Consider the following 21,484-nt stretch of genomic DNA (forward strand, 5'->3'; position numbering starts at 1 on the left):
CAGTTGTGCGCGCCGTCGTGCGCCGAGGAGCCCGCCGCACGCGCGGCGGGCTCCGTCATGTCAGAGCAGCTTGCCGAACACCACGGGCAGCCGCAGGGACGACTGCCCCGGCGACACCGTGATCTTCGTGCCCGGCGGGTAGCGCAGGGTGTAGTCGTAGTCGGTCGAGATGATCACCAGGCCCAGCCGGTGGCCCTTCTTGAACAGGTAGTCGGTCGGCTGGAAGTCCCAGGTGAAGGTGTACTCCTTGCCCGCGCGCAGCGGCTCGGTGCGGTCGGCGCGGTGCCGGTTGCGGACGTCCAGCCACCCCCTGGTGACGATCTTGTACGGGGTGGTGGCGGTGCCGAGCGTCCTGAGCGTCGTGCAGCCCGTGTCACCCGGGACACCCTGGCCGTAGCAGTAGTTCTGGCCGGTCGAGACCAGGGTGCCGTTCGGGCGCACGTCGGTCCCGTAGTCCACCAGCAGCGCCGTCAGGTACGGCGAGGCGCCGTCCTTGAGCGACGCCCGCACCGAGACCGTGGGCGTGCCCGAGATCCGTACGTCGGCGGGCAGCGAGCCCGTCGTGTACGCCAGCCGGTTCGGATCCGCCCCCGTCGCCTCCACGAGCTGCTCGGCCGTCCTGACCTTCTGGTCCGTGAACGTCTCGGCCGCCGTGCGCGGCCGCGGGAGCAGGCCCAGCGTCGAGCCGGGGCCCGGGTGGAGCGGCACGGTGGCGGTGCGGGGCAGCGGCCACGAGGCGTGCTGCGCCCATTGACCGGCCGCGATCTCCACGTCGGCCTGCGGCTCACGCATGATGCCCGAGTCGATGCCGTACAGCCACTGGTCGAACCAGCCGTGCAACTGGCGCAGCCACTCGGCGGTGCGCAGGTTGAAGGGGCTCATGTGGGTGCCCTGGTGCAGCCAGATCTTGCGGGGCACGTTCTGCTTGGCCAGGGCGTACCACCACTGGGCGAACTGCTTGGTCTTGACGTTCCAGTCGTTGAGCCCGTGCACGAGGAAGACGCTGGCCTTGACCTTGCGCACGTCGTTGACGTAGTTGCGGTCGTCCCAGAAGCGGCTGTAGTCGCCGGTGATCCGGTCTTGTGTCTGGGTGATCTCGTCGATCACCGCGCCGCACGCCTCCTGGCCGTTCTGCCTGGTCAGTACGTACTTGGCGAGCACGTCCAGGTCCTCGCCCTGGTAGCCGCCCGGGGCCAGGACGCCGCCGTTGGCGCGGTAGTAGTCGTACCAGCTCGAGATCGCGGCGATCGGGACGATCGTCTCCAGGCCCTCCACGCCCGTCGCGGCCACCGCGTTCGGCAGCGTGCCGTTGTACGAGACGCCGATCATGCCGACCTTGCCCGTTGACCAGGTGGCCTCGATCGGGTCGCCCGCGGCGTCGAAGCCCTTGGCGCGGCCGTTCAGCCAGTCGATCGCGGCCTTCGGGCCCGCGGTCTCGTTGCGGTCGCCCGAGGTCGGGCAGCCGGTGGCGCGGGCGCTGCCGACGTTCTCGACCAACGCGATGGCGTAGCCGCGGGGCAGGAAGTAGTTGTCGTAGTAGCTGTCGAACGGCTCGGCCGCCGACCTGGCCGACAGGGCGCTCAGCGCGGGCAGCGGGACGCCGTTCTCGTCCACGTCGACCGGGTGGTTGGCGACGTCGTTGCCGGGGGCGTAGTAGGGGCTCGCCTCCATGATCACCGGGACTTTCAGGCCCTGCTCGGTCTCCTTGGGCCGCAGGATGTCCACGGCCACCCGGTCGTTCGCGCCGTCGCGGTCGCTGTCGGTCCCCTCGATCTCGACGAACACCGTCTGCCTGACGGCGTCCGCCCGGGAGAAGACCGGTTGGGTGGCGTTGTCCTCGATCCTGATCGTGGGGGTGTCCGCCGCGGCGGGCGGGGCGCCGCACAGGCCGGCCACGAGTAACGCGGCCAGCGGCACGGCGAGGGCTCTCCAGGGATGCATCTGGGACTCCGATACGAGATTTCAACCGTCGCTGTGGAATCTCCGCCATGATCGGGCCTCTGGGCAAGAGGTGATCGCGCCCCAAAGTTGGGCAAAAGTTCCGACGAGGTGTCTGGTGTGCCTGAATCTCGCTTCAGGTCACGGACGCGAGTGATGTCGATAACGGACAGGTTGCGACCCTGTGCGCGAGTTTGGTTGTCCCTGGTCAAGCAACTATCTTCCGTGCAGGTGCCGTACGTTTCTTCGCGCCTGCGATGAGATTCGGCGGCGGGGAAATGGAAGGGAGTCGCGTTGCTCGGCAAGCGATTCAACAGGGTCATGCTCGGCTCCGTGGCCGGCGTCATGCTCATGGCAGCGGCCGCCTGCGGCGGCAACGGTGGGGGCACCACCGCCGAACAGGAGCCGGCGGCCGGCGCGAGCAGCGCGGCACCGGGCGGCGCGCTCAAGGTGGGGCTGGCGTTCGACGTCGGCGGGCGTGGTGACAAGTCCTTCAACGACGCCGCCTACGCGGGCCTGGAGAAGGCCAAGACGGAGCTGGGCGCGGAGATCAAGGAGCTGAGCCCCTCCGCCGACGGCTCCAACCGTGGCGACCTGCTGCGCCAGCTCGCCGATGCGGGCTTCAACCCGATCATCGGTGTCGGCTTCGCCTATGCCGAGGACATCAAGAAGGCGGCCGAGGAATACCCGGAGATCCAGTTCGCGGTCGTCGACTCCGCCTCCAACGCCCCCAACGTGACCGGCCTGCTGTTCGCCGAGGAGCAGGGCTCGTACCTGGCGGGTGTCGCCGCCGCGACCAAGTCGGAGTCGGGCCACGTCGGCTTCGTCGGCGGCGTCGAGAGCGACCTGATCAAGAAGTTCGAGGCGGGCTTCGTGGCCGGCGTGAAGTCGGTCAAGGCGGACGCCAAGATCGACATCAAGTACCTGTCCCCCGACGGTGACTTCACCGGCTTCAAGGCCCCCGACAAGGGCAAGGTCGCGGCCGAGAAGATGTACCAGGACGGCGCCGACATCGTCTACCACGCCTCCGGCGACTCCGGCCTCGGTGTGTTCCAGGCCGCCGCCGCGGCCCAGAAGAAGGCCATCGGCGTCGACTCCGACCAGCGCCAGACGGTCAAGGAGACCGACCTGCAGTCGGTGATCATGACCTCGATGCTCAAGCGCGTCGACGTCGGTGTCTTCGAGTTCATCAAGGCGTTCCAGGGCGGTGCCAAGGGTGGCGCCAACGTCACGTACGACCTCAAGGTCGACGGCGTCGGCCTGTCCACCACGGGCGGCGAGATCGACGACATCAAGGACAAGCTCGACGTTGCCAGAAAAGACATCGTCGACGGCAAGATCACGGTTCCCGCCAAGCCGTAAGCCGGGGTAGAAGTGACAGACGAGGGCCCGGAGTCCGCGAACTTCGGGCCTTCTGTCTATCCCGCCCCCTGTAGGAGAGGCAGATGAGTGCTGACACCTTGGCCACGGTGAAACCCGCCGTAGAGCTTGAGGGCATCACCAAGCGTTTCCCCGGTGTCGTCGCGAACCACGACATCCGCATCACCGTCCAGCCCGGCACGGTCCACGCCATCGTAGGAGAGAACGGCGCGGGCAAATCCACCCTGATGAAGATCCTTTACGGCATGCAGAAGCCGGACGAGGGGACCATCAAAGTCAACGGCGTTGAGGTCAGCTTCCGCACGCCGAGCGACGCCATCGGAGTCGGGATCGGCATGGTGCACCAGCACTTCATGCTCGCCGACAACTTCACCGTCCTGGAGAACATCGTTCTCGGCGCCGAGCCGAAGAAGGGCGGCAGGCTCGACACCGCCGGAGCCCGCAGGCGCATCACCGAACTGGCCGGCACGCACGGCCTGCGGGTGGATCCCGACAAGCTCGTCGAGGACCTCGGCGTCGGCGACCGCCAGCGCGTCGAGATCCTCAAGGTCCTCTATCGTGGCGCCCGCATCCTCATCCTCGACGAGCCGACCGCCGTCCTGGTGCCGCAGGAGGTCGAGGAGCTCTTCCAGAACCTGCGTGAGCTCAGGGCCGACGGCCTGACCGTCATCTTCATCTCCCACAAGCTCGACGAGGTGCTCGACATCGCCGACGCGATCACCGTGATCCGGCGGGGCACCACGGTCGCCGAGGTGGACCCGTCCGAGGTCACCGCGCGGCAGCTCGCCGAGCTGATGGTGGGCAGCGAACTGCCCACGCCCGAGACCCGCGAGTCCACGGTGACCGACACGGTCGCGCTGAGAGCCGCGCACCTCACCATGGAGGCCGACGGCCACCACCCGCTGCCCAAAGGCACCTCGATCACCCAGTACGCCGAGAAGCTCCGCGGAGAAGGCAAGCGTCTCCTGCTCGACGACGTGTCCTTCGAGATCCACAAGGGTGAGATCCTCGGCATCGCGGGCGTCGAGGGCAACGGCCAGTCCGAGCTGATCGAGGCCCTCATGGGCATCCGCCCCGCGCACGGCCGGATCGACCTCGGCTCCCACGACGTCAGCGCCTGGTCCACGCTCAAGCGCCGCGAAGCGGGCATCGGTTACATCCCCGAAGACCGGCACCGCCAGGGACTGCTCCTGGAGGCGTCGCTGTGGGAGAACCGCGTGCTCGGCCACCAGACCAGGAAGCCCGCGCGCCGCGGCATCTGGGTCGACCGGCGCGCGTCCAGGGCCGACACCGAGCGCATCGTCAAGGACTACGACGTACGCACGCCGAGCGTCGACACCCTCGCCCTGGCCCTGTCCGGCGGCAACCAGCAGAAGCTGATCGTCGGCCGCGAGATGAGCGGCGATCCCGCGTTCCTCATCGCCGCCCATCCCACGCGCGGCGTGGACGTCGGCGCGCAGGCCGCGATCTGGGACCACCTGCGCGACGCCCGTGCCGCCGGGCTGGCCGTGCTGCTCATCTCCGCCGACCTCGACGAGTTGATCGGCCTGTCCGACTCGATCCGGGTGATCTACCGGGGACGGCTCGTGGCCGCGCTCGACCCGTCCGACATCACGCCCGAGCGGCTGGGCGGCTACATGACCGGCGCGATCGCCGGCAACGAGGAGACGTGATGCCCGCCGGGCTCAACCGGGCGCTGCTCACCGTCGTCGGCGCCGTCGTCGCCATCATCCTGGCGATCGCGATCTGCAGCGTGGCCATCGTCATCGCGGGCGGGCGCCCCCTGGACGCGCTGGCCGCCTTCTTCGACTTCGGGGAGACCACGCGGGCACAGGCGAACTCCGTCGCCGCCTTCCTCAACCGCGCGGTGCCGCTGTACATCGCCGGTCTCGCGGTGGCCATCGGCTTCCGCATGAACCTCTTCAACATCGGCGTCGAGGGCCAGTACCGCATCGCCGCCGTCTGCGCGGCGTTCGTGGGCTCCACGTTCACGGCTCCCGCACCGATCCAGATCACGGTGATCGTCCTGGTCGCGGCGATCGTCGGCGGCCTGTACGCACTCATCCCCGCGGTCATGAAGGTGACCAGGGGCGTGAACGAGGTCATCGCCACGATCATGCTCAACTACATCGCGATCAACCTGTCCACCTTCCTCGTCCGCGGCCCCTTCGCCGGGGAGCGCGCGGAGGGCCAGCTCACCACCACGACGCCGCCGCTGCCCGCCTCCGGCATGTTCCCCGACCTGAACTTCCTGTTCGAGGGGTTCGGGCTGCTGCCGCCCACCCGCAACGGCGGCCTGTGGGGCTTCCTCGTCGTGGCCGCGGTGCTCGGCATCGTGATCTGGTTCGTGCTCGAACGCACCCGCTTCGGTTTCAACGTCAAGGCCAGCGGACTCAACGGCCCGGCCGCGCTCGCCTCGGGCGTCAACCCGAAAACCATGGTGATCGCGGCGATGGTGTTGTCCGGTGCCGTCGCCGGGCTCATCGGACTGCCCGAGATCCTCGGCGACAGAGGCGCCTTCAACTCCAACTTCACCGCCGGTCTGGGCTTCCTCGGCATCGCCGTGGCCCTGCTCGGCCGGAACAGGCCCGGCGGCATCGCGATCGCCGCGCTGCTGTTCGCCTTCCTCGATCGGGGCCAGGGCGCGTTGCAGTTCGCCGACGTCCCTGCGTCCGTGGTAACGATCATTCAGGGCGCGATCGTGCTGCTGGTGGTCGTCGCCAACGAGATGACCAACCGGTTCGCGCTCAGGCTCGAAGAACGACGGGCCGCTCAGCAGCTCGGCAGGCACACTCCCGTTGAGGTGACGGCATGACCAGGGTCGGCAAATACCACGTGGCGCTGATCGGCGTCGCCGCGCTCATCCTGCTGATGTCGCTGGTGCGGACCGTGTCGGGGCAGGAGGACATCACCTCCTCCGGCACGTTCGCCGCCGCGCTGCTGCTGGCCGTGCCGATCGCCCTGGCCGGGCTCGGCGGCCTGTGGGCCGAGCGGGCCGGCGTGGTCAACATCGGCCTCGAAGGCATGATGGTGCTCGGCACCTGGTTCGCCGGTTGGGCCGGATACCAGTGGGGCGCCGTGGCGGCGCTGGTCGCCGGGCTGCTCGGCGGCGCGCTCGGGGGGCTCCTGCACGCGATCGCGACCGTGACGTTCGGCGTCGACCACATCATCAGCGGCGTCGCCATCAACCTGCTCGGCCCCGGCGTCACCCGTTTCCTGTCGGAAGTCCTCTACCAGGAGGGCACCGCCGCCTCCGACGCAGGCGCGGGCATCACCACCTCGCCCGCGATCAGTTCACCCGCGCCGTCGGTCAGCCTGCCGGTGCTCTCCGACGGACCCGACCTGCTCGGCCGGCTGGAGAGCACCCACTGGTTCCTGCTCTCCGACCTGGCCGGCATCCTGCGCGGGCTCACCCACGAGGTCAACGTGCTGGTGATCGTGGCCGTGCTGATGCTGCCGCTGACGTTCTTCGTGCTCTGGCACACGGCCTTCGGCCTGCGGCTGCGGTCGGCGGGCGAGAACCCGTGGGCCGCCGAGTCGCTGGGTGTCAACGTCTACCTGATCAAGTACGCGGCCGTCGTCATCTCGGGGGCCTTCGCCGGGCTCGGCGGCGTGTTCCTGGTCTTCGTCTCCACCAAGTACGTCGAGGGCCAGACGCAGGGGCGCGGTTTCATCGGCCTGGCTGCCATGATCTTCGGCAACTGGCGGCCCGGCGGCCTCACGGCCGGCGCCTCTCTGTTCGGCTACGCCAACGGCCTGCAACTGCGCAGCACCGGCGCGGTCACCACGTTCTTCCTGTTCGGTGCGGTGCTGCTGCTGGCGTACCTCGTCCTGCAGGTCCGCCGCCTGATCTCCGCCGACCGGCCCGCCGAGCTGGCGGCCACGAGCGCCAGGCAGTACACCCTGATGGCCCTGGCCGCTTTGGGCGCGGTCATCCTCTTCTGGCTCTGGCTGACCGTCGGTCAGTTGCCGGACGAGTTCGTCTACATCACGCCACACGTGCTCACGCTGCTCGTGCTCCTGGTCGCCTCGCAGCGCCTGCGGATGCCCAAGGCCGATGGCGTGCGTTATCGGCGGGGGGAGCAACATTGAACCGGGGGGAACAACAGTGAGCATCGACTGGGACGGCCTGCGTGACGAGGCCGCGGAGGCCATGCGGCACGCGTACGCGCCGTACTCGAAGTTTCCTGTGGGGGCGGCGGCGCTCGTCGACGACGGGCGGATCGTCACCGGCTGCAACGTCGAGAACGCCTCCTACGGCCTCGGCCTGTGCGCCGAGTGCGGTCTGGTCTCGGCGTTGCAGCGCTCGGGCGGCGGCCGTCTGGTGGCCTTCACCTGCGTGGACGGCCACGGCGAGCTGCTGATGCCGTGCGGGCGCTGCCGCCAGCTCCTGTACGAGTTCGGCGGCGAGGACCTGCTGGTCGAGACCGAGGCCGGGCCGAAGCGCATGGCCGACGTCCTGCCGTACGCGTTCGGGCCCCAGGACCTCAGCAGGAGCGCGTGATGGACGCCATCGAGGTCATCCGCGCCAAGCGGGACCGGGGCGAGCTGAGCACGGCGCAGATCGACTGGGTGATCGACGCGTACACCGGCGGCGCGGTGGCCGACGAGCAGATGTCGGCCCTGGCCATGGCGATCCTGCTGAACGGCATGAACCGGCGCGAGATCGCCGACTGGACCCAGGCCATGATCCGCTCCGGCGAGCGCATGGACTGGTCGCTGCTCGACCGGCCCACGGCCGACAAGCACTCGACGGGCGGGGTCGGCGACAAGATCACCCTGCCGCTGGCGCCGCTGGTGGCCGCGTGCGGGGCGTACGTGCCGCAGTTGTCCGGGCGCGGGCTCGGCCACACGGGCGGCACGCTCGACAAGCTGGAGTCGATCCCCGGCTGGCGGGCCTCGCTGTCGAACGACGAGATGCTGGGCGTCCTGCGGGCGGCCGGCGCCGTCGTGTGCGCGGCCGGTTCGGGGCTGGCCCCTGCCGACAAGAAGCTGTACGCCCTGCGCGACGTCACCGGCACCGTCGAGTCGATCCCGCTGATCGCCTCGTCGATCATGTCGAAGAAGATCGCCGAGGGCACGGGCTCGCTCGTCCTCGACGTGAAGGTGGGCTCCGGGGCGTTCATGAAGAACGTTCCGGCGGCCAGGGAGCTGGCCGAGACCATGGTCGCGCTCGGCACCGACGCGGGCGTGCGGACGGTCGCGCTGCTGACGGCCATGGACCGGCCGCTCGGGCGGGCCGTGGGCAACGCGCTGGAGGTCGAGGAGTCGGTCGAGGTGCTGTCCGGGGGCGGCCCTGCCGACGTGGTGGAGCTGACCGTACGGCTGGCGCGGGAGATGCTGGCCGCCGCCGGGGTCTCGCCGGGCAAGGACCCGGCCAAGGCGCTGCAGGACGGCTCCGCCATGGACGCGTGGCGCCGGATGATCTCGGCGCAGGGCGGCGACCCGGACGCCGTGCTGCCGAGGGCGGCCGAGACGTTGACCGTGCGGGCGCCTTCGTCCGGGGTGCTGGCCCGGCTCGACGCCTACGCGGTGGGCCTGGCGGCCTGGCGGCTGGGGGCGGGGCGGGCGCGCAAGGAGGACCCGGTGTCGTTCGGGGCGGGGATCGTGCTGCACGCCAAGCCGGGGGACCTGGTGCGGGACGGGCAGCCGTTGCTGACCCTGCACGCGGACGAGACGGCGCGCTTCGACCGGGCGCTGGAGGCGCTGGAGGGCGCGTACGCGGTGGGGCCGGCGGCGGACGAGCACCTGCCCCTGGTCATCGACCGCGTCACCGCTCCCTGACCCCGCCCCCCTGCCCCGTCAGGGGGCCAGGGCCGGGGTGTCGGTGAAGATCTGGGAGAGGACGGCGCGCTGCGTGGGCAGCGCCTCGGCGTGGCGGGTGCGGCCCTCGTCGGTGATGCACACGACGACGCCCCGCCGGTCGTCGTCGCAGACGACGCGCGACACCAGCGACGCCTTCTCCAGCCGCGCCACCACCCGCGACAGCGCGCTCTGGCTCAGGTGCACCTCGTCGCACAGCTCCTGGATGCGCAGCTTTCTGTCGTGATGGACGATCCGGTCGAGCACCTCGAACTCGCTGGGCCCCAGGCCGTGCCGGTCGCCCAGCTCACGCTCGAGGGCGCACATCGCCTTGGCGTGTTTGCCCAGGACATAGTGCCAGGTGTCCACCACGAACCGCTCGTCCATGACGCGGAGGTTACCACTTCGCTAAAACTCATGCAATGACATTAAATGCATTTGCATTAGATGTGCCTGCATGTATTGTTCTGCTCCATGTCCTCTACCTCATCCCGTTGGGGCGCGCTCACCGTGCTCTGCGCTGTGATCTTCCTTGACGCCCTGGACGTCTCGATGGTGGGCGTCGCCCTGCCCGCCATCCAGCACGAACTGGGCTTGAGCACGTCTTCCCTGCAGTGGGTGGTCAGCGGCTACGTGCTGGGCTACGGCGGTCTTCTGTTGCTCGGGGGCAGGACCGCCGACCTGCTCGGGCGGCGCAGGGTGTTCCTGGTCGCCTTGGGCGTGTTCGCCGTGGCCTCGTTGCTCGGTGGCGTCGTCGACGACGGCGGGCTGCTGATCGCGGCCAGGTTCGTGAAGGGTGTGGCCGCCGCCTTCACCGCGCCCGCCGCCTTGTCGATCATCACCACCACGTTTCCCGAAGGGCCTGAGCGCAACCGGGCGTTGAGCATCTTCACCGCCTGCGGCGCCAGCGGCTACTCGCTCGGCCTCGTGCTGTCCGGCCTGCTGACGGAGATCGGCTGGCGCTGGACGTTGCTGATGCCGGTGCCCGTCGCGATCATCGCGCTGGTCGCCGCGTTGAAGGTGTTGCCGAAGGGCCGGGAGGAGCGGGCCGAGGGCGGTCACGACCTGATCGGCGCCGTGACCATCACCGCGTCGATGTTGCTGCTGGTGTTCACGGTCGTGCAGGCGCCCGAGGCCGGGTGGGCCTCGGTGCAGACGATCGGCTCGCTCGTGGGCGTGGCCGTGCTGCTCGGCGTGTTCGTCTTCGCCGAACTGCGGATGCGCCACCCGCTGGTGCGGCTGGGCATCCTGCGCTCCGGCCACATCGTGCGGGCCAACCTGGGGCTGCTCATCCTCATGGGCTCGTACGTGGCCTTCCAGTTCGTGGCCATGCAGTACTTCCAGAACCTGCTGGGCTGGTCGGCCCTCGGCACCGCCATGGCGTTCCTGCCCGCGGGCCTGCTCGTCGCGCTCACGTCGACCAAGATGGGCGACTTCGCCGACCGGTTCGGCACCGGCAAGCTGATCGTCATCGGCGCCGCCGCGCTGGCCGGCGGGTACGCGATCTTCCTGGGCATCGACCGCACCCCCAGCCTGGGCGGCATGGTGATCCCCGGCATGGTCCTGCTGGGCATCGCGTTCGCGCTGTCGTTCCCCTCGCTGAACATCCAGGCCACCAGCGGCGTGCACGACGACGAGCAGGGGCTGGCCTCCGGCCTGCTCAACACCTCCGGACAGGTGGGCGGCGCGATCGTGCTGGCCGCGGTGACCGCCGTGCTCACCTCGGGCGGCGGCGAGACGCTCTCCATCGGCTCGCTGCGCGCGGCCATCGTGGTCTCGCTGGTGCTGGCCCTGGCCGGGCTGGCGATCTCGGCGACCGGCCTGCGCTCGCGCAAGGCGGCGGCCGTGGAGCAGGACGACGTGAAGGTGTACGAGACCGTCTGAACCCGGGGCACGCCGCAGGGGTCCACCGGGCCCCTGCGGCGCTTCCCGTGGGGTCGCGGAAACCGGGGCACGGATCCGCATGACACCGCTTGCGGGTCCGTACGCCGGGGCATCTACCGGGCATGCGCACGTCATCCCCATCCCGGCCGTCGCGCGCCCGGGTGGCCGTACCGCTCGCCTGCCTCGCCGTGGTCACCGCGTGTGGCCCCGCCCCGCAGGCCACCCTGCCCCAGAGCACGCCCGCCGCCCAGTCCGGCAGCCCGTCCAGGGTGCCGACCACGCCCGGCGCCCCGACCAACACCGCCGAGGTGGACGTCGACCGCGGCGGCATGGAGCCCGCGATCGTCACGAACGTGCGGTACGCCGCCCACGACACCTACGACCGGCTCGTGGTCGACCTCAAGGGCGGCGTCCCCGGCTACAACGTGAAGTGGGTGGAGCAGTTCGTCCAGGACGGCTCCGGCCGGCCCATGGACGTGCGCGGGGGCGCCTACCTCCAGCTCACGCTCTTCCCCGCGCACGCCCACGACGAGGAGGGCGTGTCCACCTGGAACGGCGGCCCCGTCTACCAGGCCAACCTGAACAACCTCACCGACGTCGTCAGGACCGGCGACTTCGAGGGCCGCGTCGGCATCGGGCTGGCGCTGTCCCGGCGGGCCGCGTTCCAGCTCACCGAGCAGGAGTCGCCGCACCGGCTGATCCTGGACGTGGCACACTGACGTCGTGGTGAGAAAGATCGAGGGGGCGACCCGTGTCCCCGTACCCGGTGGCAAGCTGATCGACGAGCATGTGGGCCGCGTCAACAGCGGCGACGAGGCGATCTCCATCGCCCACATGACCGCTCCGCCCGGCTGGGAGGAGCCGCCCCAGACGCCGTCGTTCACCGAGTACACCGTGGTCCTGCGCGGCGCGGTGCTCGTGGAGCACGACGGGGGCACGACGCGGGTGGAGGCCGGGCAGTCGCTGGTGACCTCGCCGGGGGAGAGGGTGCGCTACAGCACCGGGCCGGAGGGCGCCGAATACGTCGCGGTGTGCCTGCCGGCCTTCTCCCCGGACAGCGCGGGGCGCGACTGAGAACCGGTCGCCGGGTGCTCATATCATGGCCAGATGAGTCCCACGCTTGACGACATCCGGCGGGTTCCCAAGGTGCTGCTGCACGATCACCTCGACGGCGGGCTCCGCGCCGAGACGATCGTCGAGCTGGCCAGGGAGAGCGACTACGGCCGGCTGCCCACCGGTGACCCCGACAACCTGCGCGAGTGGTTCGAGGAGGCGTCCGACTCCGGCTCGCTCGAACGCTACCTGGAGACCTTCGACCACACGGTCGCCGTCATGCAGACGCGCGAGTCCCTCGTCCGCGTGGCGGCCGAGTGCGCCCAGGACCTGGCCGACGACGGCGTGGTCTACGCCGAGGTACGCTTCGCGCCCGAGCAGCACACCACCAGAGGGCTCAGCCTCGACCAGGTCGTGGAGGCGGTGCTCGACGGGTTCGCGCAGGGCTCGCGCGGGCCTGGCGGGCAGCCGCGCATCCGGGTGGGCACGCTGCTGACCGCCATGCGGCACCAGGCGCGCTCCCGGGAGATCGCCGAGCTGGCGGTGCGCTACCGCGACGGCGGCGTCGTGGGGTTCGACATCGCGGGGGCCGAGGCCGGCTACCCGCCCACCAGGCACCTCGACGCCTTCGAATACCTCCAGCGGGAAAACGCCCACTTCACCATCCACGCGGGCGAGGCGTTCGGGCTGCCGTCGATCTGGCAGGCCATCCAGTGGTGCGGCGCCGACCGGCTGGGCCACGGCGTACGCATCATCGACGACATCTCCGTGGCCGGCGACGGGTCGGCCAAGCTGGGGCGGCTGGCGGCGTACGTGCGCGACAAGCGCATCCCGCTGGAGATGTGCCCCACCTCCAACCTGCAGACCGGTGCGGCCACCTCGATCGCCGAGCACCCGATCGGGCTGCTGCGGCGGCTGCACTTCCGCGTCACCGTCAACACCGACAACCGGCTGATGAGCTCGACCACCCTGGCCCTGGAGTTCCACAAGCTGGTCCAGGCGTTCGGCTACGGCTGGGACGACCTGCAGTGGTTCACGGTCAACGCGATGAAGTCGGCCTTCATCCCGTTCGACGAGCGGCTGGCGCTGATCAACGGCGTGATCAAGCCGGGGTTCGCGCAGATCAAGTGGCAGTCGTGAAGCAGGTCTACCGGTCCAGGACCGCTTTCGTGCTGGCCTGGGTGTGGCTGGCCTTCGTCGCGATCAACGTCTACGACCTGATCGCCCGCTACACCGGCAAGCCCTCGCTGGTCGCGCTGGCCGTGCTCGGGGCGCTGACGGCGCTCGTCTACGCGGTCGCGCTGCGGCCCGCCACCGTCCTGACGGAGGCGGGGCTCGCGGGGCGCAACCCGTTCCGCACCACGTTCCTGCCGTGGGCCTCGATCGACGACGTCACGGTGTCCCACGCGATCACCGTGCGCTACGGCGACGACCAGGTGCTGCGGCTGTGGACGCCGATGAGCACCGCCCGCGAGCGGGCCAAGGCGCAGCGGCGGGCGACCGCCCCGGCGCAGCGGGGGCGGCTCAAGACCGAGCCGACGTTGTCGAAGGGCGAGCAGGCGGCGCTGGAGGCGTTCGCGGGCAAGACGCACGCCGACTGGGTGGGCGACCAGATCCGCGACCGGGCCGAGTCGGCCCGGCGCCGCGGGGAGGAGGCGGCGCCGGGCCGGGTGACCTGGTCCTACGACTCGATCGTGCTGGTGGTCGTCGCGGCGGCGCTGGTGGTGGCCGCCCTGGTCGTCGCGTAGGCCCTGTTCCTCATGACCTGGGCCTGTTGAGGAAGCGCGCCATGCCCTCCTGGGCGAGGCCCGACGCCTCCACCAGCTTGGCCGCCTCCGTCTCCGCCGCGAAGGCGCGCTCCACCTCCGCCAGCGGCGGGCGCAGCAGCGCGAGGTGCACGGCCGTGGCCGTGCCGGGGGCGCTCCAGCGGTCGACCCGGGCGATCGCCGCCGCCACCAGCGCCTCCTGGGCCACGATCTCGTCCAGCAGCCCCAGGGCCAGGGCGTCGTCGGCGCTCAGCCGGGTCGAGTCGAGCACGAGCCGCAGCGCCCGGCCGCCCACCAGGCGGGGCAGCAGATAACCGGCGGCGTTGGAGATCGACAGGCCGAGGTGGTTCTCCGGCAGGAAATACTCGGCCGCAGGGGTGCCGATGCGGGCGTCGAAGCAGAGCGTCCACTCGGCGGCGCCGCCCACCGCCAGCCCGTTGATCGCCCCCACCACCGGCACCCGCGTCTCCAGCACGGCCCTGGTCATGTCGTGGAACAGTTCGACCTCGTCGACCAGCGACCGGCCCACCGCCTGGTTGATGTCCTCGCCGGCCGAGAAGGCCCGGCCGGTGCCGGTGACCACGATGCCCCTGGCACTGCGGCCGTGCTCGCGGACGGCCGCCGCCAGGTCCGTGCGCATGGCGGCGGTGAGGGCGTTGAGCTTGCCGGGGCGGTCGAGCGTGATCAGGGCCACCTCGTCGCGTACCGTAACGTTGATCATCTCTGCTCCTTGTCGACCTGGATGGCTGGGGCGGCGCGCTGGTCGCGCCCGGGGTGGAGGAGGTGGCGCTTCTCGATGCGGGCCGACGGGGTCAGCGTGAACTCCTCGACGAACTCCACGTACGCCGGGATCTTGAAGCGGGCCAGCCGCCGCCCGGCGTGCTCGATCACGCTCATGGCCGTGTCGCGGGTGGCGGCGTGACCGGGGCGGAGCTGCAGGAACGCCTTCGGCAGCTCACCCCACAGATCGTCGGGGATGGGGACGAGCGCCGCCGACATGACCGCGGGATGCCCGGCGAGCACGCTCTCCACCTCGGCGCAGGAGATGTTCTCGCCGCCCCTGCGCACCATGTCCTTGATCCGCCCGGCGTGCCGGATGTGGCCCCGGTCGTCGCGCAGGCCCAGGTCGCCGGTGTGGTACCAGCCGCCCCTGAAGGCGTGGGCGGTGGCCTCCGGGTGGTTCCAGTAGCCCGTCATCATGGGCCGGCCCCTGACCAGGATCTCCCCGGTCTCGCCGTCCAGTTCGACCTCCTTGCCCGGCGGGGCCAGGCCCATGGCGCCGGTGCCGACCGTCTCCACGGCGTCGATCGGCATGAGCAGGTCGGGGCCGCTCTCGGTGGAGCCGTACAGCTCCCGCCACGGGACGCCCCAGCGCTCCTCGAACGTACGGTGCAGGTCGGGCTGGATGCCCGAGCAGAGCACCAGGCGGATGCGGTGGTCGCGGTCGTGGGGGTGCGGCGGCTGCTTGTGCAGCAGGAGCGGCATCGTGCCCAGCACGTACGTGAGCGTCGCGCCGTGCTCCCTGGCCGACGCCCAGAAGCCGGAGGCCGAGAAGCGGGGGAGCACCACGAGCGGGACGCCGGCGATGAGACTCAGGAGGGTGACCCATTGGGGGTCCATGTAGGAGTACGCCTGGGCGATCATCAGGACGTCGTCGTCACGGAGGCCGATCTGGTCGGCGACGACCTGGGCGGACCTGAGCCAGTAGTCGTGGGTGAGCATGCACGCCTTGGGGAAGCCCGTGGTCCCCGACGTGTACTGGAAGTTCGCCACGTCCTGCGGCCGGGCGGGCGGGGCGGGGCGCGGCACGCCGTCGGCCAGCGCGTCGAGCAGGTGCACCACCCCCGGGACCTGGGCGGCGTGCCCGGCCGTGGTGACGGTGGCCACGGCGCCCGAGTCGCGCAGGACGTGCTCCAGGTCGGCGGCCCGGTAGCGGACGTTCACCGGAACGGTGACCGCTCCGGCCTTGAGCACCCCCAGCCAGCTCAGCGGCCAGCCGGGCTCGTTGTCCAGCATGACCGCCACCCGGTCGCCTGGGCGCACTCCGTGGCCGATCAGGGCCCCGGCCAGCCGGTCGGAGCGTTCGTCGGCCTCGGCGAAGGTGAGGGAGACGGGGGAGGCGGGGTCGGGGAAACGGAGGAACTCGCGCTCACCGTACGTGCGGGCGGCGCGCCTCATCAGGTCGGGGATCGTATCGCTCATGCGGCGGCTCCCACGGGAAGTCGGGCAGCAGGGAGAGGTCGGCGGTGGCGACGGCCTGGGCCGGGGCGCGTACGGCGGCCAGGCCGATCGCCACGAACTCGGCGCACACCTGCTCCAGCGTGGAGTCCCCGTCGGGGCGGTACCACTCGCTGGTGCCGGTGCACATGGACATCAGGGCGAGCCGGGTGAGCTTCTGGTCGGCGACGCGGAACGTGCCCTCGGCGACGCCGTCGGCCAGTGCCTCCTTCCAGTGGGCCTCGTACGCGTCGCGCAGCGCGATGATCTCGTCGTGGGCGGCGGAGCCGGGGGTCAGCGAGCGCAGTTCGCCGTCCATGACGCGGGTGGTCATGGGGCTGAGCGCGTGGACGGCGGTCAGCGAACTGATCAGCAGGGCGAGGCGGTCGGCGGGACGTGCGCAGGGGGCCAGCAGGCGGCGCGTGGCCTCGATCAGCCCCTGCTGGGCCACCCGCATGAGGTCGGCCAGCAGGGCCTCCTTGCTGGCGACGTGGTGGTAGATCCCGGCGTTGGTCATGCCGACCGCCCTGCCGAGGTCTCTGATGCTCGTGGCGGCGTAGCCCTGCCGGGCGAACAGCAGCACCGCCGCCGTCCTGATGCGCTCGCCGGTGTCGGACAGTTGGGGAATCATGGCTCCTACCGAACGTTCGGTCGCCCGCTTTGAGACGAAAAATACCCCAAGGTGTGAGAAATCGCCATAGGTTGACCCTGACACGGTGTCAGGCCCTAGACCTGGAGAGACCATGTTCAGCATCGGAGAGTTCGCCAGGCTGGGGCTGGTGTCCGTACGCATGCTCCGCCACTACGACGCCATCGGCCTGCTGCGCCCGGCGCACGTCGACCAGGTCACCGGCTACCGCTCCTACCAGGCCGAGCAGCTCGCCAGGCTCAACCGCATCGTCGCGATCAAGGACCTCGGCTTCACGCTGGAGCAGGTCAGGGCCATCCTCGACGAGAAGGTGAGCACGGAGGAGCTGCACGGCATGGTCCGCCTGCGCCGTGCCCAGCTCGAAGAGCGGATCAACGCCGACCTGGACAGGCTGCGCAGCGTCGAGGCGCGGCTGCGCACGATCGAGACCGAGGGGCGCATGCGCACGGCGGAGGTCGTGCTGAAGAGGGTGAACCCCGTCCACGTCGCCCGACTCTCCGCCAGAGCGGCCAGCTACGACGGCGCGGACATCGGGCCGGTCATCGGCCCCCTGTTCGGCGAGCTGTGCCGGCGGGTGGAGGACGCCTGCCTGCGCATCACCGGCCCCGGCATCGCCCACTACCGGGAGGAGGACGACGGCTCCGCCATGGTGCACGCCTGCCTGCCGGTGAACGTGGCCCCCGGGCAGGCCGGCCGCCACGACTTCGAGGTGACCGACCTGCCCGGCATCGAGACGGCCGCCACGATCATCCACCACGGGCCGATGGAGGCGGTCGGGCCGACGCTCCAGGCGCTGGCCCACTGGATCGAGGAGACCGGCCACCGCTCCCGCGACCTGGCCAGAGAGGTCTCCCTGCACTGCCCGGACGACCGGGAGGCGTGGGTCACCGAGTTGCAGATCGAAGTGAGCTGACATGGATCTCGAAGCGCACCGCGCCGCGCTGACCGGCTACTGCTACCGCATGCTCGGCTCCGGGTTCGAGGCCGAGGACGCGGTGCAGGAGGCGTTCGTCAGGGCCTGGCGGACGTACGACCCCGGGCGGGGGCCGCTGCGCGCGTGGCTGTTCCACCTGGCCACGAACGTCTGCCTGGACATGCTGCGGGGCCCGCAGCGCCGTGCCCGCGCCATGGACCTCGGGCCCGCCGCCGTGCCAGGAGCCGAACTGGGCGAGCCGCTGCCGCCCGGCCGCTGGGTCCAGCCGGTCCCCGACGCCCTCGTGCTCGACCCCGCCGACCTGGCGGTGGCGCGGGAATCCGTGCGGCTGGCGTTCGTGGCCGCGCTGCAACACCTGCCGCCCCGGCAGCGGGCCGTGCTCATCCTGCGCGACGTGCTCGGGTGGAGCGCCGCCGAGACGGCTGCCCTGCTGGCCACCACGGTCACCTCGGTCAACAGCGTCCTGCAGCGGGCCAGAGCCCGGCTCCCCGCCGCCGCCCCCGTCGACGACGAGGTGGACGGGGAACTGCTGGCCCGGTACGTGTCGGCCTTCGAGCGCTACGACGTGGACGCGCTGGTGTCGCTGCTGCACGAGGACGCCACGTCGTCCATGCCGCCGTTCACGTGGTGGCTGCGGGGGCGCGAGGCCGTCCGGGCGGTGCTGCTCGCCTCCGGCGCGCCGTGCGCCGGATCCCGGCTGCTGCCGACGCGGGCCAACGGCTGCCCGGCGTTCGGCCAGTACCTGCGCGGGGAGCCGTTCGCCCTGGTCGTGCTGGAGGTGGCCGGGGGAGTGATCACGGGGGAGACGACGTATCTGGATCCCGGGTTGTTCCCGTTCTTCGGGCTGCCGATGAGTTTCGAGCCCGCGCTTCGTACTGGGAGGTGAAGGAGGAAACATGCCACAGATCATCGAGGTCCCCGAGCGCTATTACGTCGGGGCCCGCGCCACCATCACCATGACCACGTTCGGCCTGATCGCCGACCGCATCGGCGAGATCGCCGGCCGGCTGGCCGGGCGCGGCGTCCCTCTCGCGGGGGCGCCGTTCCTGAGGTACGAGAGCATCGACATGCCGGGTGACCGGCTCGTGGTGCAGGCGGGGGTGCCGGTGGCGACGCCGGTGGCGGGCGAGGGCGACCTGTTCGCCGCGGTGCTGCCCGCAGGACGCTACGCGACCCTCTCCCACCACGGTCATCCCGACCGGCTCGTCGGCGCCATCGAGTCCCTGCTGAAGTGGGCCGGCGAGCAGGGACTGAAGTGGGACATGACCGAGCACGACGGCACCGAGCACTGGGGGTGCCGCCTGGAGCTGTACAACACCGATCCGCGGGTCGAGCCCGACCCGCACAACTGGGACACCGACCTGCAGTTCAGGCTCGCCTGACCGGCGGCCGGCGGATCACGGATCCGCCGGCCATCGACTACAACCCGAGCCGGGCGGTCAGATCGGCCTTGAGCGCGTCGAGGTGTTCCCCGGCTTGGGCCCGCGCCCGCGCCGGGGTGTCCGTCACCGGGACCACGACCTCCAGGTAGCACTTCAGCTTGGGCTCGGTGCCGGACGGCCGCACCACCACGCGGGCGCCGCCGGAGAGCCGGTAGCGCAGGCCGTCGGTCGGCGGCAGGCCCCCGTCGCCGCGCGCCAGGTCGTCGGCCCCGGCCACCGGCAGCCCGCCCAGCGTGGCGGGCGGCTCGGCACGCAGCCGGGACATCGCGCCGGCGATCAGCGCCAGGTCGGCGACCCGGAACGAGAGCTGCGCCGTCGCGTGCAGCCCGTAGCGGCGGGCCTGGTCGTCCAGCAGGTCCAGCAGCGTACGGCCGTCGCGCTTGGCCGCCGCCGCGATGCCCGCCACGGTCAGGGCGGCCCCGATGCCGTCCTTGTCGCGGACCGGCAGGCCGGCGTCGGAGCCCACGCTGTAGCCGATGGCCTCCTCGTAGCCGAACACCAGCCCAGGGCCCGCCTTGATGATCCACTTGAACCCGGTCAGGGTCTCGCCGTACCGGACGCCGTGCGCCTGGGCGATCTTGCCGAGCAGCGTGGAGGAGACGATGGTGGTGGCCACCATCCGGTCGCCGGTGGTGTGCGTGATCACGTGCTCGGCCAGCAGGCCGCCGACCTCGTCGCCGGTCAGCATGCGTACGCCCCCGCCCGCCAGCGGCACCCCCACCGCGCACCTGTCGGCGTCGGGGTCGTTGGCCAGCACCAGGTCGGCCTCCAGCTTGGCGGCCAGGGCCACGGCCAGGTCCATCGCGCCCGGCTCCTCCGGGTTGGGGAAGGAGACCGTGGGGAAGCCGGGGTCGGGGTCGCGCTGCTCCGCGACCGCCGCCGGGCTCTCGAAGCCGGCGGCCAGGAAGGCGTCCGTCAGCGTGGCTGCCCCGACGCCGTGCAGCGGCGTGTACGCCACCCGCAGGTCGCGGGCCTCACCCAGCGGCAGGGACGTGATCGCGCCGACGTAGGCGGCCACGAGGTCCTCGCCCAGCTCGGCGAGGATGCCGGGGCCGTTCACCGGCAGCTCGTCCACCCGGCCGACGGCGTCGATGGCGGCCGAGATCTCGGCGTCGATCGGCGGCACGATCTGGGAGCCGTCGCCCCAGTAGACCTTGTAGCCGTTGTCGCGGGGCGGGTTGTGGCTGGCGGTGACCATCACCCCGGCGTCCGCGCCCAGGCGGCGTACGGCGAAGGCCAGCACGGGCGTGGGCAGCGGGCCGGGCAGGAGCGAGGCGCGCAGGCCCGCGCCGGTCAGCACGGCCGCGGTGTCGCGGGCGAACACGTCGGACTTGTGCCGGGCGTCGTAGCCGATGACGACGTGTCCGCCCGGTCCGAGCACCTTCGCCAGACCGGCGGCGGCGCGCATCACGGTGACGCGGTTCATCCGGTTGGGGCCCGCGCCCAGCTCGCCGCGCAGGCCCGCCGTGCCGAACTCCAGCTTGGCCCCGAAGCGTTCGGCCAGGGCGGCCAGGTCCGCGCGCTCGATCAGGCCGGACAGCTCGGCGCGCGTGTCGGGGTCGGGGTCCTGCGTGAGCCACCGGCGGGCCTCCTCCAGCAGGCTCACAGCCGGTCCACCACCTTGGCCAGCAGCACGCCCATCCGGGCTGCGGTGGCCCGGCCGACCTCCAGCACCTCCTCGTGGTTCAGCGGCTCGCCGGACAGGCCCGCCCCCGGGTTGGTGACCAGCGAGACGCCGAGCACCTCCAGGCCCGCCTCGCGGGCGGCGATGGCCTCCAGGACGGTGGACATGCCCACCAGGTCGCCGCCCAGCGTGCGCAGCATGCGGATCTCGGCCGGCGTCTCGTACGTGGGGCCGCGGAAGGCCACGTAGACGCCCTCGGAGAGGCTGGGGTCGACCTCGCGGACCAGCGCGCGCAGGCGGCGCGAGTAGACCTCGGTGAGGTCGATGAACGTGGTGCCGGTGATCGGGTTGGCCCCGGTCAGGTTGATGTGGTCGCTGATCAGCACGGGGTCGCCGACGTTCTGCGTCTCGGGCCGCAGGCCGCCGGCGGCGTTGGTGAGCACCAGCGTGCGCGCCCCGGCCGCGGCCGCCGTGCGCACGCCGTGCACGACCGCGTCGACCCCGAGCCCTTCGTACAGGTGCGTACGCCCCAGGAGGACCAGCGCGTGCCGCCCGCCTGGGGTGCGTACCACCCGGATCTTGCCCCCGTGCCCCGCCACCGCGGGCGCGCTGAAGCCCGGCAGGGCGGTGAACGGGATCTCGCTCACCGTCTCGCCGATCGCGTCGGCGGCGGGCACCCACCCCGACCCCATGACGAGCGCCACGTCGAAGGGGGCGTCGGAGTTGCCGAGGCCGGCGGCGCCACGCAGCTCCGCGGCGGCCTCGCCGGCCAGGGTGTATGCGTCTTTGGTCACA

General features: G+C 71.3%; 21 protein-coding genes. 14 read left to right on the forward strand and 7 right to left on the reverse strand.

Going from position 1 to position 21,484, the window contains the following annotated elements:
- Positions 1 to 60 precede the first annotated feature (60 nt).
- Positions 61 to 1,941, reverse strand: a complete 1,881-nt coding sequence (locus ACZ6S0_RS12155; protein ID WP_465915769.1) for a Xaa-Pro dipeptidyl-peptidase — start codon at positions 1,939 to 1,941, stop codon at positions 61 to 63.
- A gap of 291 nt (positions 1,942 to 2,232) precedes the next feature.
- Here ACZ6S0_RS12155 and ACZ6S0_RS12160 point away from each other — a divergent pair, with 291 nt between their 5' ends.
- The 6 genes from ACZ6S0_RS12160 to ACZ6S0_RS12185 all read left to right on the forward strand — a co-directional run bounded on the left by ACZ6S0_RS12160 (position 2,233) and on the right by ACZ6S0_RS12185 (position 9,102).
- Positions 2,233 to 3,300 carry a BMP family lipoprotein gene (locus tag ACZ6S0_RS12160; protein ID WP_465915770.1) on the forward strand — a complete coding sequence of 356 codons (1,068 nt, stop codon included), beginning with the start codon at positions 2,233 to 2,235 and terminating at the stop codon, positions 3,298 to 3,300.
- Between the two features lie 83 nt (positions 3,301 to 3,383).
- A complete protein-coding gene (locus tag ACZ6S0_RS12165; RefSeq protein ID WP_465915771.1) occupies positions 3,384 to 4,991 on the forward strand; it encodes an ABC transporter ATP-binding protein in 1,608 nt (535 codons plus the stop codon).
- Positions 4,991 to 6,133, forward strand: coding sequence for an ABC transporter permease (locus ACZ6S0_RS12170; protein WP_465915772.1), 1,143 nt, complete (start codon positions 4,991 to 4,993; stop codon positions 6,131 to 6,133). Before ACZ6S0_RS12165 ends, ACZ6S0_RS12170 begins: the two co-directional genes overlap by 1 nt.
- A complete protein-coding gene (locus ACZ6S0_RS12175) occupies positions 6,130 to 7,410 on the forward strand; it encodes an ABC transporter permease (RefSeq protein WP_465915773.1) in 1,281 nt (426 codons plus the stop codon). Before ACZ6S0_RS12170 ends, ACZ6S0_RS12175 begins: the two co-directional genes overlap by 4 nt.
- Positions 7,376 to 7,822 carry a cytidine deaminase gene (locus ACZ6S0_RS12180; RefSeq protein ID WP_465915774.1) on the forward strand — a complete coding sequence of 149 codons (447 nt, stop codon included), beginning with the start codon at positions 7,376 to 7,378 and terminating at the stop codon, positions 7,820 to 7,822. Before ACZ6S0_RS12175 ends, ACZ6S0_RS12180 begins: the two co-directional genes overlap by 35 nt.
- Positions 7,822 to 9,102, forward strand: coding sequence for a thymidine phosphorylase (locus ACZ6S0_RS12185; protein ID WP_465915775.1), 1,281 nt, complete (start codon positions 7,822 to 7,824; stop codon positions 9,100 to 9,102). Before ACZ6S0_RS12180 ends, ACZ6S0_RS12185 begins: the two co-directional genes overlap by 1 nt.
- Positions 9,103 to 9,120: 18 nt before the next feature.
- Here ACZ6S0_RS12185 and ACZ6S0_RS12190 read toward each other — a convergent pair whose 3' ends face one another.
- A complete protein-coding gene (locus ACZ6S0_RS12190) occupies positions 9,121 to 9,507 on the reverse strand; it encodes a MarR family winged helix-turn-helix transcriptional regulator (protein ID WP_344896757.1) in 387 nt (128 codons plus the stop codon).
- Positions 9,508 to 9,594: 87 nt separating this feature from the next.
- Here ACZ6S0_RS12190 and ACZ6S0_RS12195 point away from each other — a divergent pair, with 87 nt between their 5' ends.
- The 5 genes from ACZ6S0_RS12195 to ACZ6S0_RS12215 all read left to right on the forward strand — a co-directional run bounded on the left by ACZ6S0_RS12195 (position 9,595) and on the right by ACZ6S0_RS12215 (position 13,805).
- Positions 9,595 to 11,004, forward strand: a complete 1,410-nt coding sequence (locus ACZ6S0_RS12195; protein WP_465915776.1) for an MFS transporter — start codon at positions 9,595 to 9,597, stop codon at positions 11,002 to 11,004.
- 122 nt (positions 11,005 to 11,126) lie between these two features.
- Entirely contained in the window at positions 11,127 to 11,723 is a 597-nt protein-coding gene (locus tag ACZ6S0_RS12200) for an AMIN-like domain-containing (lipo)protein (RefSeq protein ID WP_465915777.1), read from the forward strand.
- 4 nt (positions 11,724 to 11,727) lie between these two features.
- Positions 11,728 to 12,078, forward strand: a complete 351-nt coding sequence (locus ACZ6S0_RS12205; protein ID WP_465915778.1) for a cupin domain-containing protein — start codon at positions 11,728 to 11,730, stop codon at positions 12,076 to 12,078.
- A gap of 33 nt (positions 12,079 to 12,111) precedes the next feature.
- The gene (locus ACZ6S0_RS12210) at positions 12,112 to 13,197 is read left to right on the forward strand and encodes an adenosine deaminase (RefSeq protein ID WP_465915779.1); all 1,086 of its coding nucleotides are present in this window, start codon (positions 12,112 to 12,114) and stop codon (positions 13,195 to 13,197) included.
- Positions 13,194 to 13,805, forward strand: coding sequence for a PH domain-containing protein (locus ACZ6S0_RS12215; RefSeq protein ID WP_465915780.1), 612 nt, complete (start codon positions 13,194 to 13,196; stop codon positions 13,803 to 13,805). Before ACZ6S0_RS12210 ends, ACZ6S0_RS12215 begins: the two co-directional genes overlap by 4 nt.
- A 10-nt stretch (positions 13,806 to 13,815) precedes the next feature.
- Here ACZ6S0_RS12215 and ACZ6S0_RS12220 read toward each other — a convergent pair whose 3' ends face one another.
- Genes ACZ6S0_RS12220 through ACZ6S0_RS12230 form a run of 3 tightly spaced genes read right to left on the reverse strand, consistent with a single transcriptional unit; the run spans position 13,816 to position 16,671 of the window.
- Complete coding sequence (locus ACZ6S0_RS12220; protein WP_465915781.1) at positions 13,816 to 14,544, reverse strand: enoyl-CoA hydratase/isomerase family protein; 729 nt, start codon at positions 14,542 to 14,544, stop codon at positions 13,816 to 13,818.
- On the reverse strand, positions 14,541 to 16,025 hold the full coding sequence (locus ACZ6S0_RS12225; RefSeq protein WP_465915782.1) for an AMP-binding protein: 1,485 nt from the start codon (positions 16,023 to 16,025) through the stop codon (positions 14,541 to 14,543). Before ACZ6S0_RS12225 ends, ACZ6S0_RS12220 begins: the two co-directional genes overlap by 4 nt.
- Positions 15,973 to 16,671: a TetR/AcrR family transcriptional regulator gene (locus ACZ6S0_RS12230; protein ID WP_465915783.1), complete on the reverse strand. Its 699-nt coding sequence runs from the start codon at positions 16,669 to 16,671 to the stop codon at positions 15,973 to 15,975. The genes ACZ6S0_RS12225 and ACZ6S0_RS12230 overlap by 53 nt, the downstream gene beginning before the upstream one ends.
- Before the next feature lie 112 nt (positions 16,672 to 16,783).
- Here ACZ6S0_RS12230 and ACZ6S0_RS12235 point away from each other — a divergent pair, with 112 nt between their 5' ends.
- Genes ACZ6S0_RS12235 through ACZ6S0_RS12245 form a run of 3 tightly spaced genes read left to right on the forward strand, consistent with a single transcriptional unit; the run spans position 16,784 to position 19,005 of the window.
- Positions 16,784 to 17,602: a MerR family transcriptional regulator gene (locus ACZ6S0_RS12235; RefSeq protein WP_465915784.1), complete on the forward strand. Its 819-nt coding sequence runs from the start codon at positions 16,784 to 16,786 to the stop codon at positions 17,600 to 17,602.
- Position 17,603: 1 nt separating this feature from the next.
- Positions 17,604 to 18,509: an RNA polymerase subunit sigma-70 gene (locus ACZ6S0_RS12240; protein WP_465915785.1), complete on the forward strand. Its 906-nt coding sequence runs from the start codon at positions 17,604 to 17,606 to the stop codon at positions 18,507 to 18,509.
- A 10-nt stretch (positions 18,510 to 18,519) separates the two neighbouring features.
- The gene (locus ACZ6S0_RS12245) at positions 18,520 to 19,005 is read left to right on the forward strand and encodes a GyrI-like domain-containing protein (RefSeq protein WP_465915786.1); all 486 of its coding nucleotides are present in this window, start codon (positions 18,520 to 18,522) and stop codon (positions 19,003 to 19,005) included.
- Between the two features lie 37 nt (positions 19,006 to 19,042).
- Here the strand turns inward: ACZ6S0_RS12245 and ACZ6S0_RS12250 are convergent, their stop codons facing one another.
- Together ACZ6S0_RS12250 and ACZ6S0_RS12255 are read right to left on the reverse strand one after the other, a co-directional pair.
- Positions 19,043 to 20,671 carry a phospho-sugar mutase gene (locus tag ACZ6S0_RS12250; RefSeq protein ID WP_465915787.1) on the reverse strand — a complete coding sequence of 543 codons (1,629 nt, stop codon included), beginning with the start codon at positions 20,669 to 20,671 and terminating at the stop codon, positions 19,043 to 19,045.
- Positions 20,668 to 21,483, reverse strand: a complete 816-nt coding sequence (locus ACZ6S0_RS12255; protein ID WP_465915788.1) for a purine-nucleoside phosphorylase — start codon at positions 21,481 to 21,483, stop codon at positions 20,668 to 20,670. The genes ACZ6S0_RS12250 and ACZ6S0_RS12255 overlap by 4 nt, the downstream gene beginning before the upstream one ends.
- Position 21,484 lies beyond the last annotated feature (1 nt).

The sequence above is a fragment of the Nonomuraea sp. NPDC051298 genome, from assembly GCF_055586305.1.

Excerpts from the sequence above, each read along its gene's own strand:
- ACZ6S0_RS12155 (WP_465915769.1), bottom strand. The coding sequence starts at position 1,941 with ATGCATCCCTGGAGAGCCCTCGCCGTGCCGCTGGCCGCGTTACTCGTG.
- ACZ6S0_RS12165 (WP_465915771.1), top strand. The coding sequence starts at position 3,384 with ATGAGTGCTGACACCTTGGCCACGGTGAAACCCGCCGTAGAGCTTGAG.
- ACZ6S0_RS12170 (WP_465915772.1), top strand. The coding sequence starts at position 4,991 with ATGCCCGCCGGGCTCAACCGGGCGCTGCTCACCGTCGTCGGCGCCGTC.
- ACZ6S0_RS12175 (WP_465915773.1), top strand. The coding sequence starts at position 6,130 with ATGACCAGGGTCGGCAAATACCACGTGGCGCTGATCGGCGTCGCCGCG.
- ACZ6S0_RS12180 (WP_465915774.1), top strand. The coding sequence starts at position 7,376 with ATGGCGTGCGTTATCGGCGGGGGGAGCAACATTGAACCGGGGGGAACA.
- ACZ6S0_RS12185 (WP_465915775.1), top strand. The coding sequence starts at position 7,822 with ATGGACGCCATCGAGGTCATCCGCGCCAAGCGGGACCGGGGCGAGCTG.
- ACZ6S0_RS12190 (WP_344896757.1), bottom strand. The coding sequence starts at position 9,507 with ATGGACGAGCGGTTCGTGGTGGACACCTGGCACTATGTCCTGGGCAAA.
- ACZ6S0_RS12195 (WP_465915776.1), top strand. The coding sequence starts at position 9,595 with ATGTCCTCTACCTCATCCCGTTGGGGCGCGCTCACCGTGCTCTGCGCT.
- ACZ6S0_RS12200 (WP_465915777.1), top strand. The coding sequence starts at position 11,127 with ATGCGCACGTCATCCCCATCCCGGCCGTCGCGCGCCCGGGTGGCCGTA.
- ACZ6S0_RS12210 (WP_465915779.1), top strand. The coding sequence starts at position 12,112 with ATGAGTCCCACGCTTGACGACATCCGGCGGGTTCCCAAGGTGCTGCTG.
- ACZ6S0_RS12220 (WP_465915781.1), bottom strand. The coding sequence starts at position 14,544 with ATGATCAACGTTACGGTACGCGACGAGGTGGCCCTGATCACGCTCGAC.
- ACZ6S0_RS12225 (WP_465915782.1), bottom strand. The coding sequence starts at position 16,025 with ATGAGCGATACGATCCCCGACCTGATGAGGCGCGCCGCCCGCACGTAC.
- ACZ6S0_RS12230 (WP_465915783.1), bottom strand. The coding sequence starts at position 16,671 with ATGATTCCCCAACTGTCCGACACCGGCGAGCGCATCAGGACGGCGGCG.
- ACZ6S0_RS12235 (WP_465915784.1), top strand. The coding sequence starts at position 16,784 with ATGTTCAGCATCGGAGAGTTCGCCAGGCTGGGGCTGGTGTCCGTACGC.
- ACZ6S0_RS12240 (WP_465915785.1), top strand. The coding sequence starts at position 17,604 with ATGGATCTCGAAGCGCACCGCGCCGCGCTGACCGGCTACTGCTACCGC.
- ACZ6S0_RS12245 (WP_465915786.1), top strand. The coding sequence starts at position 18,520 with ATGCCACAGATCATCGAGGTCCCCGAGCGCTATTACGTCGGGGCCCGC.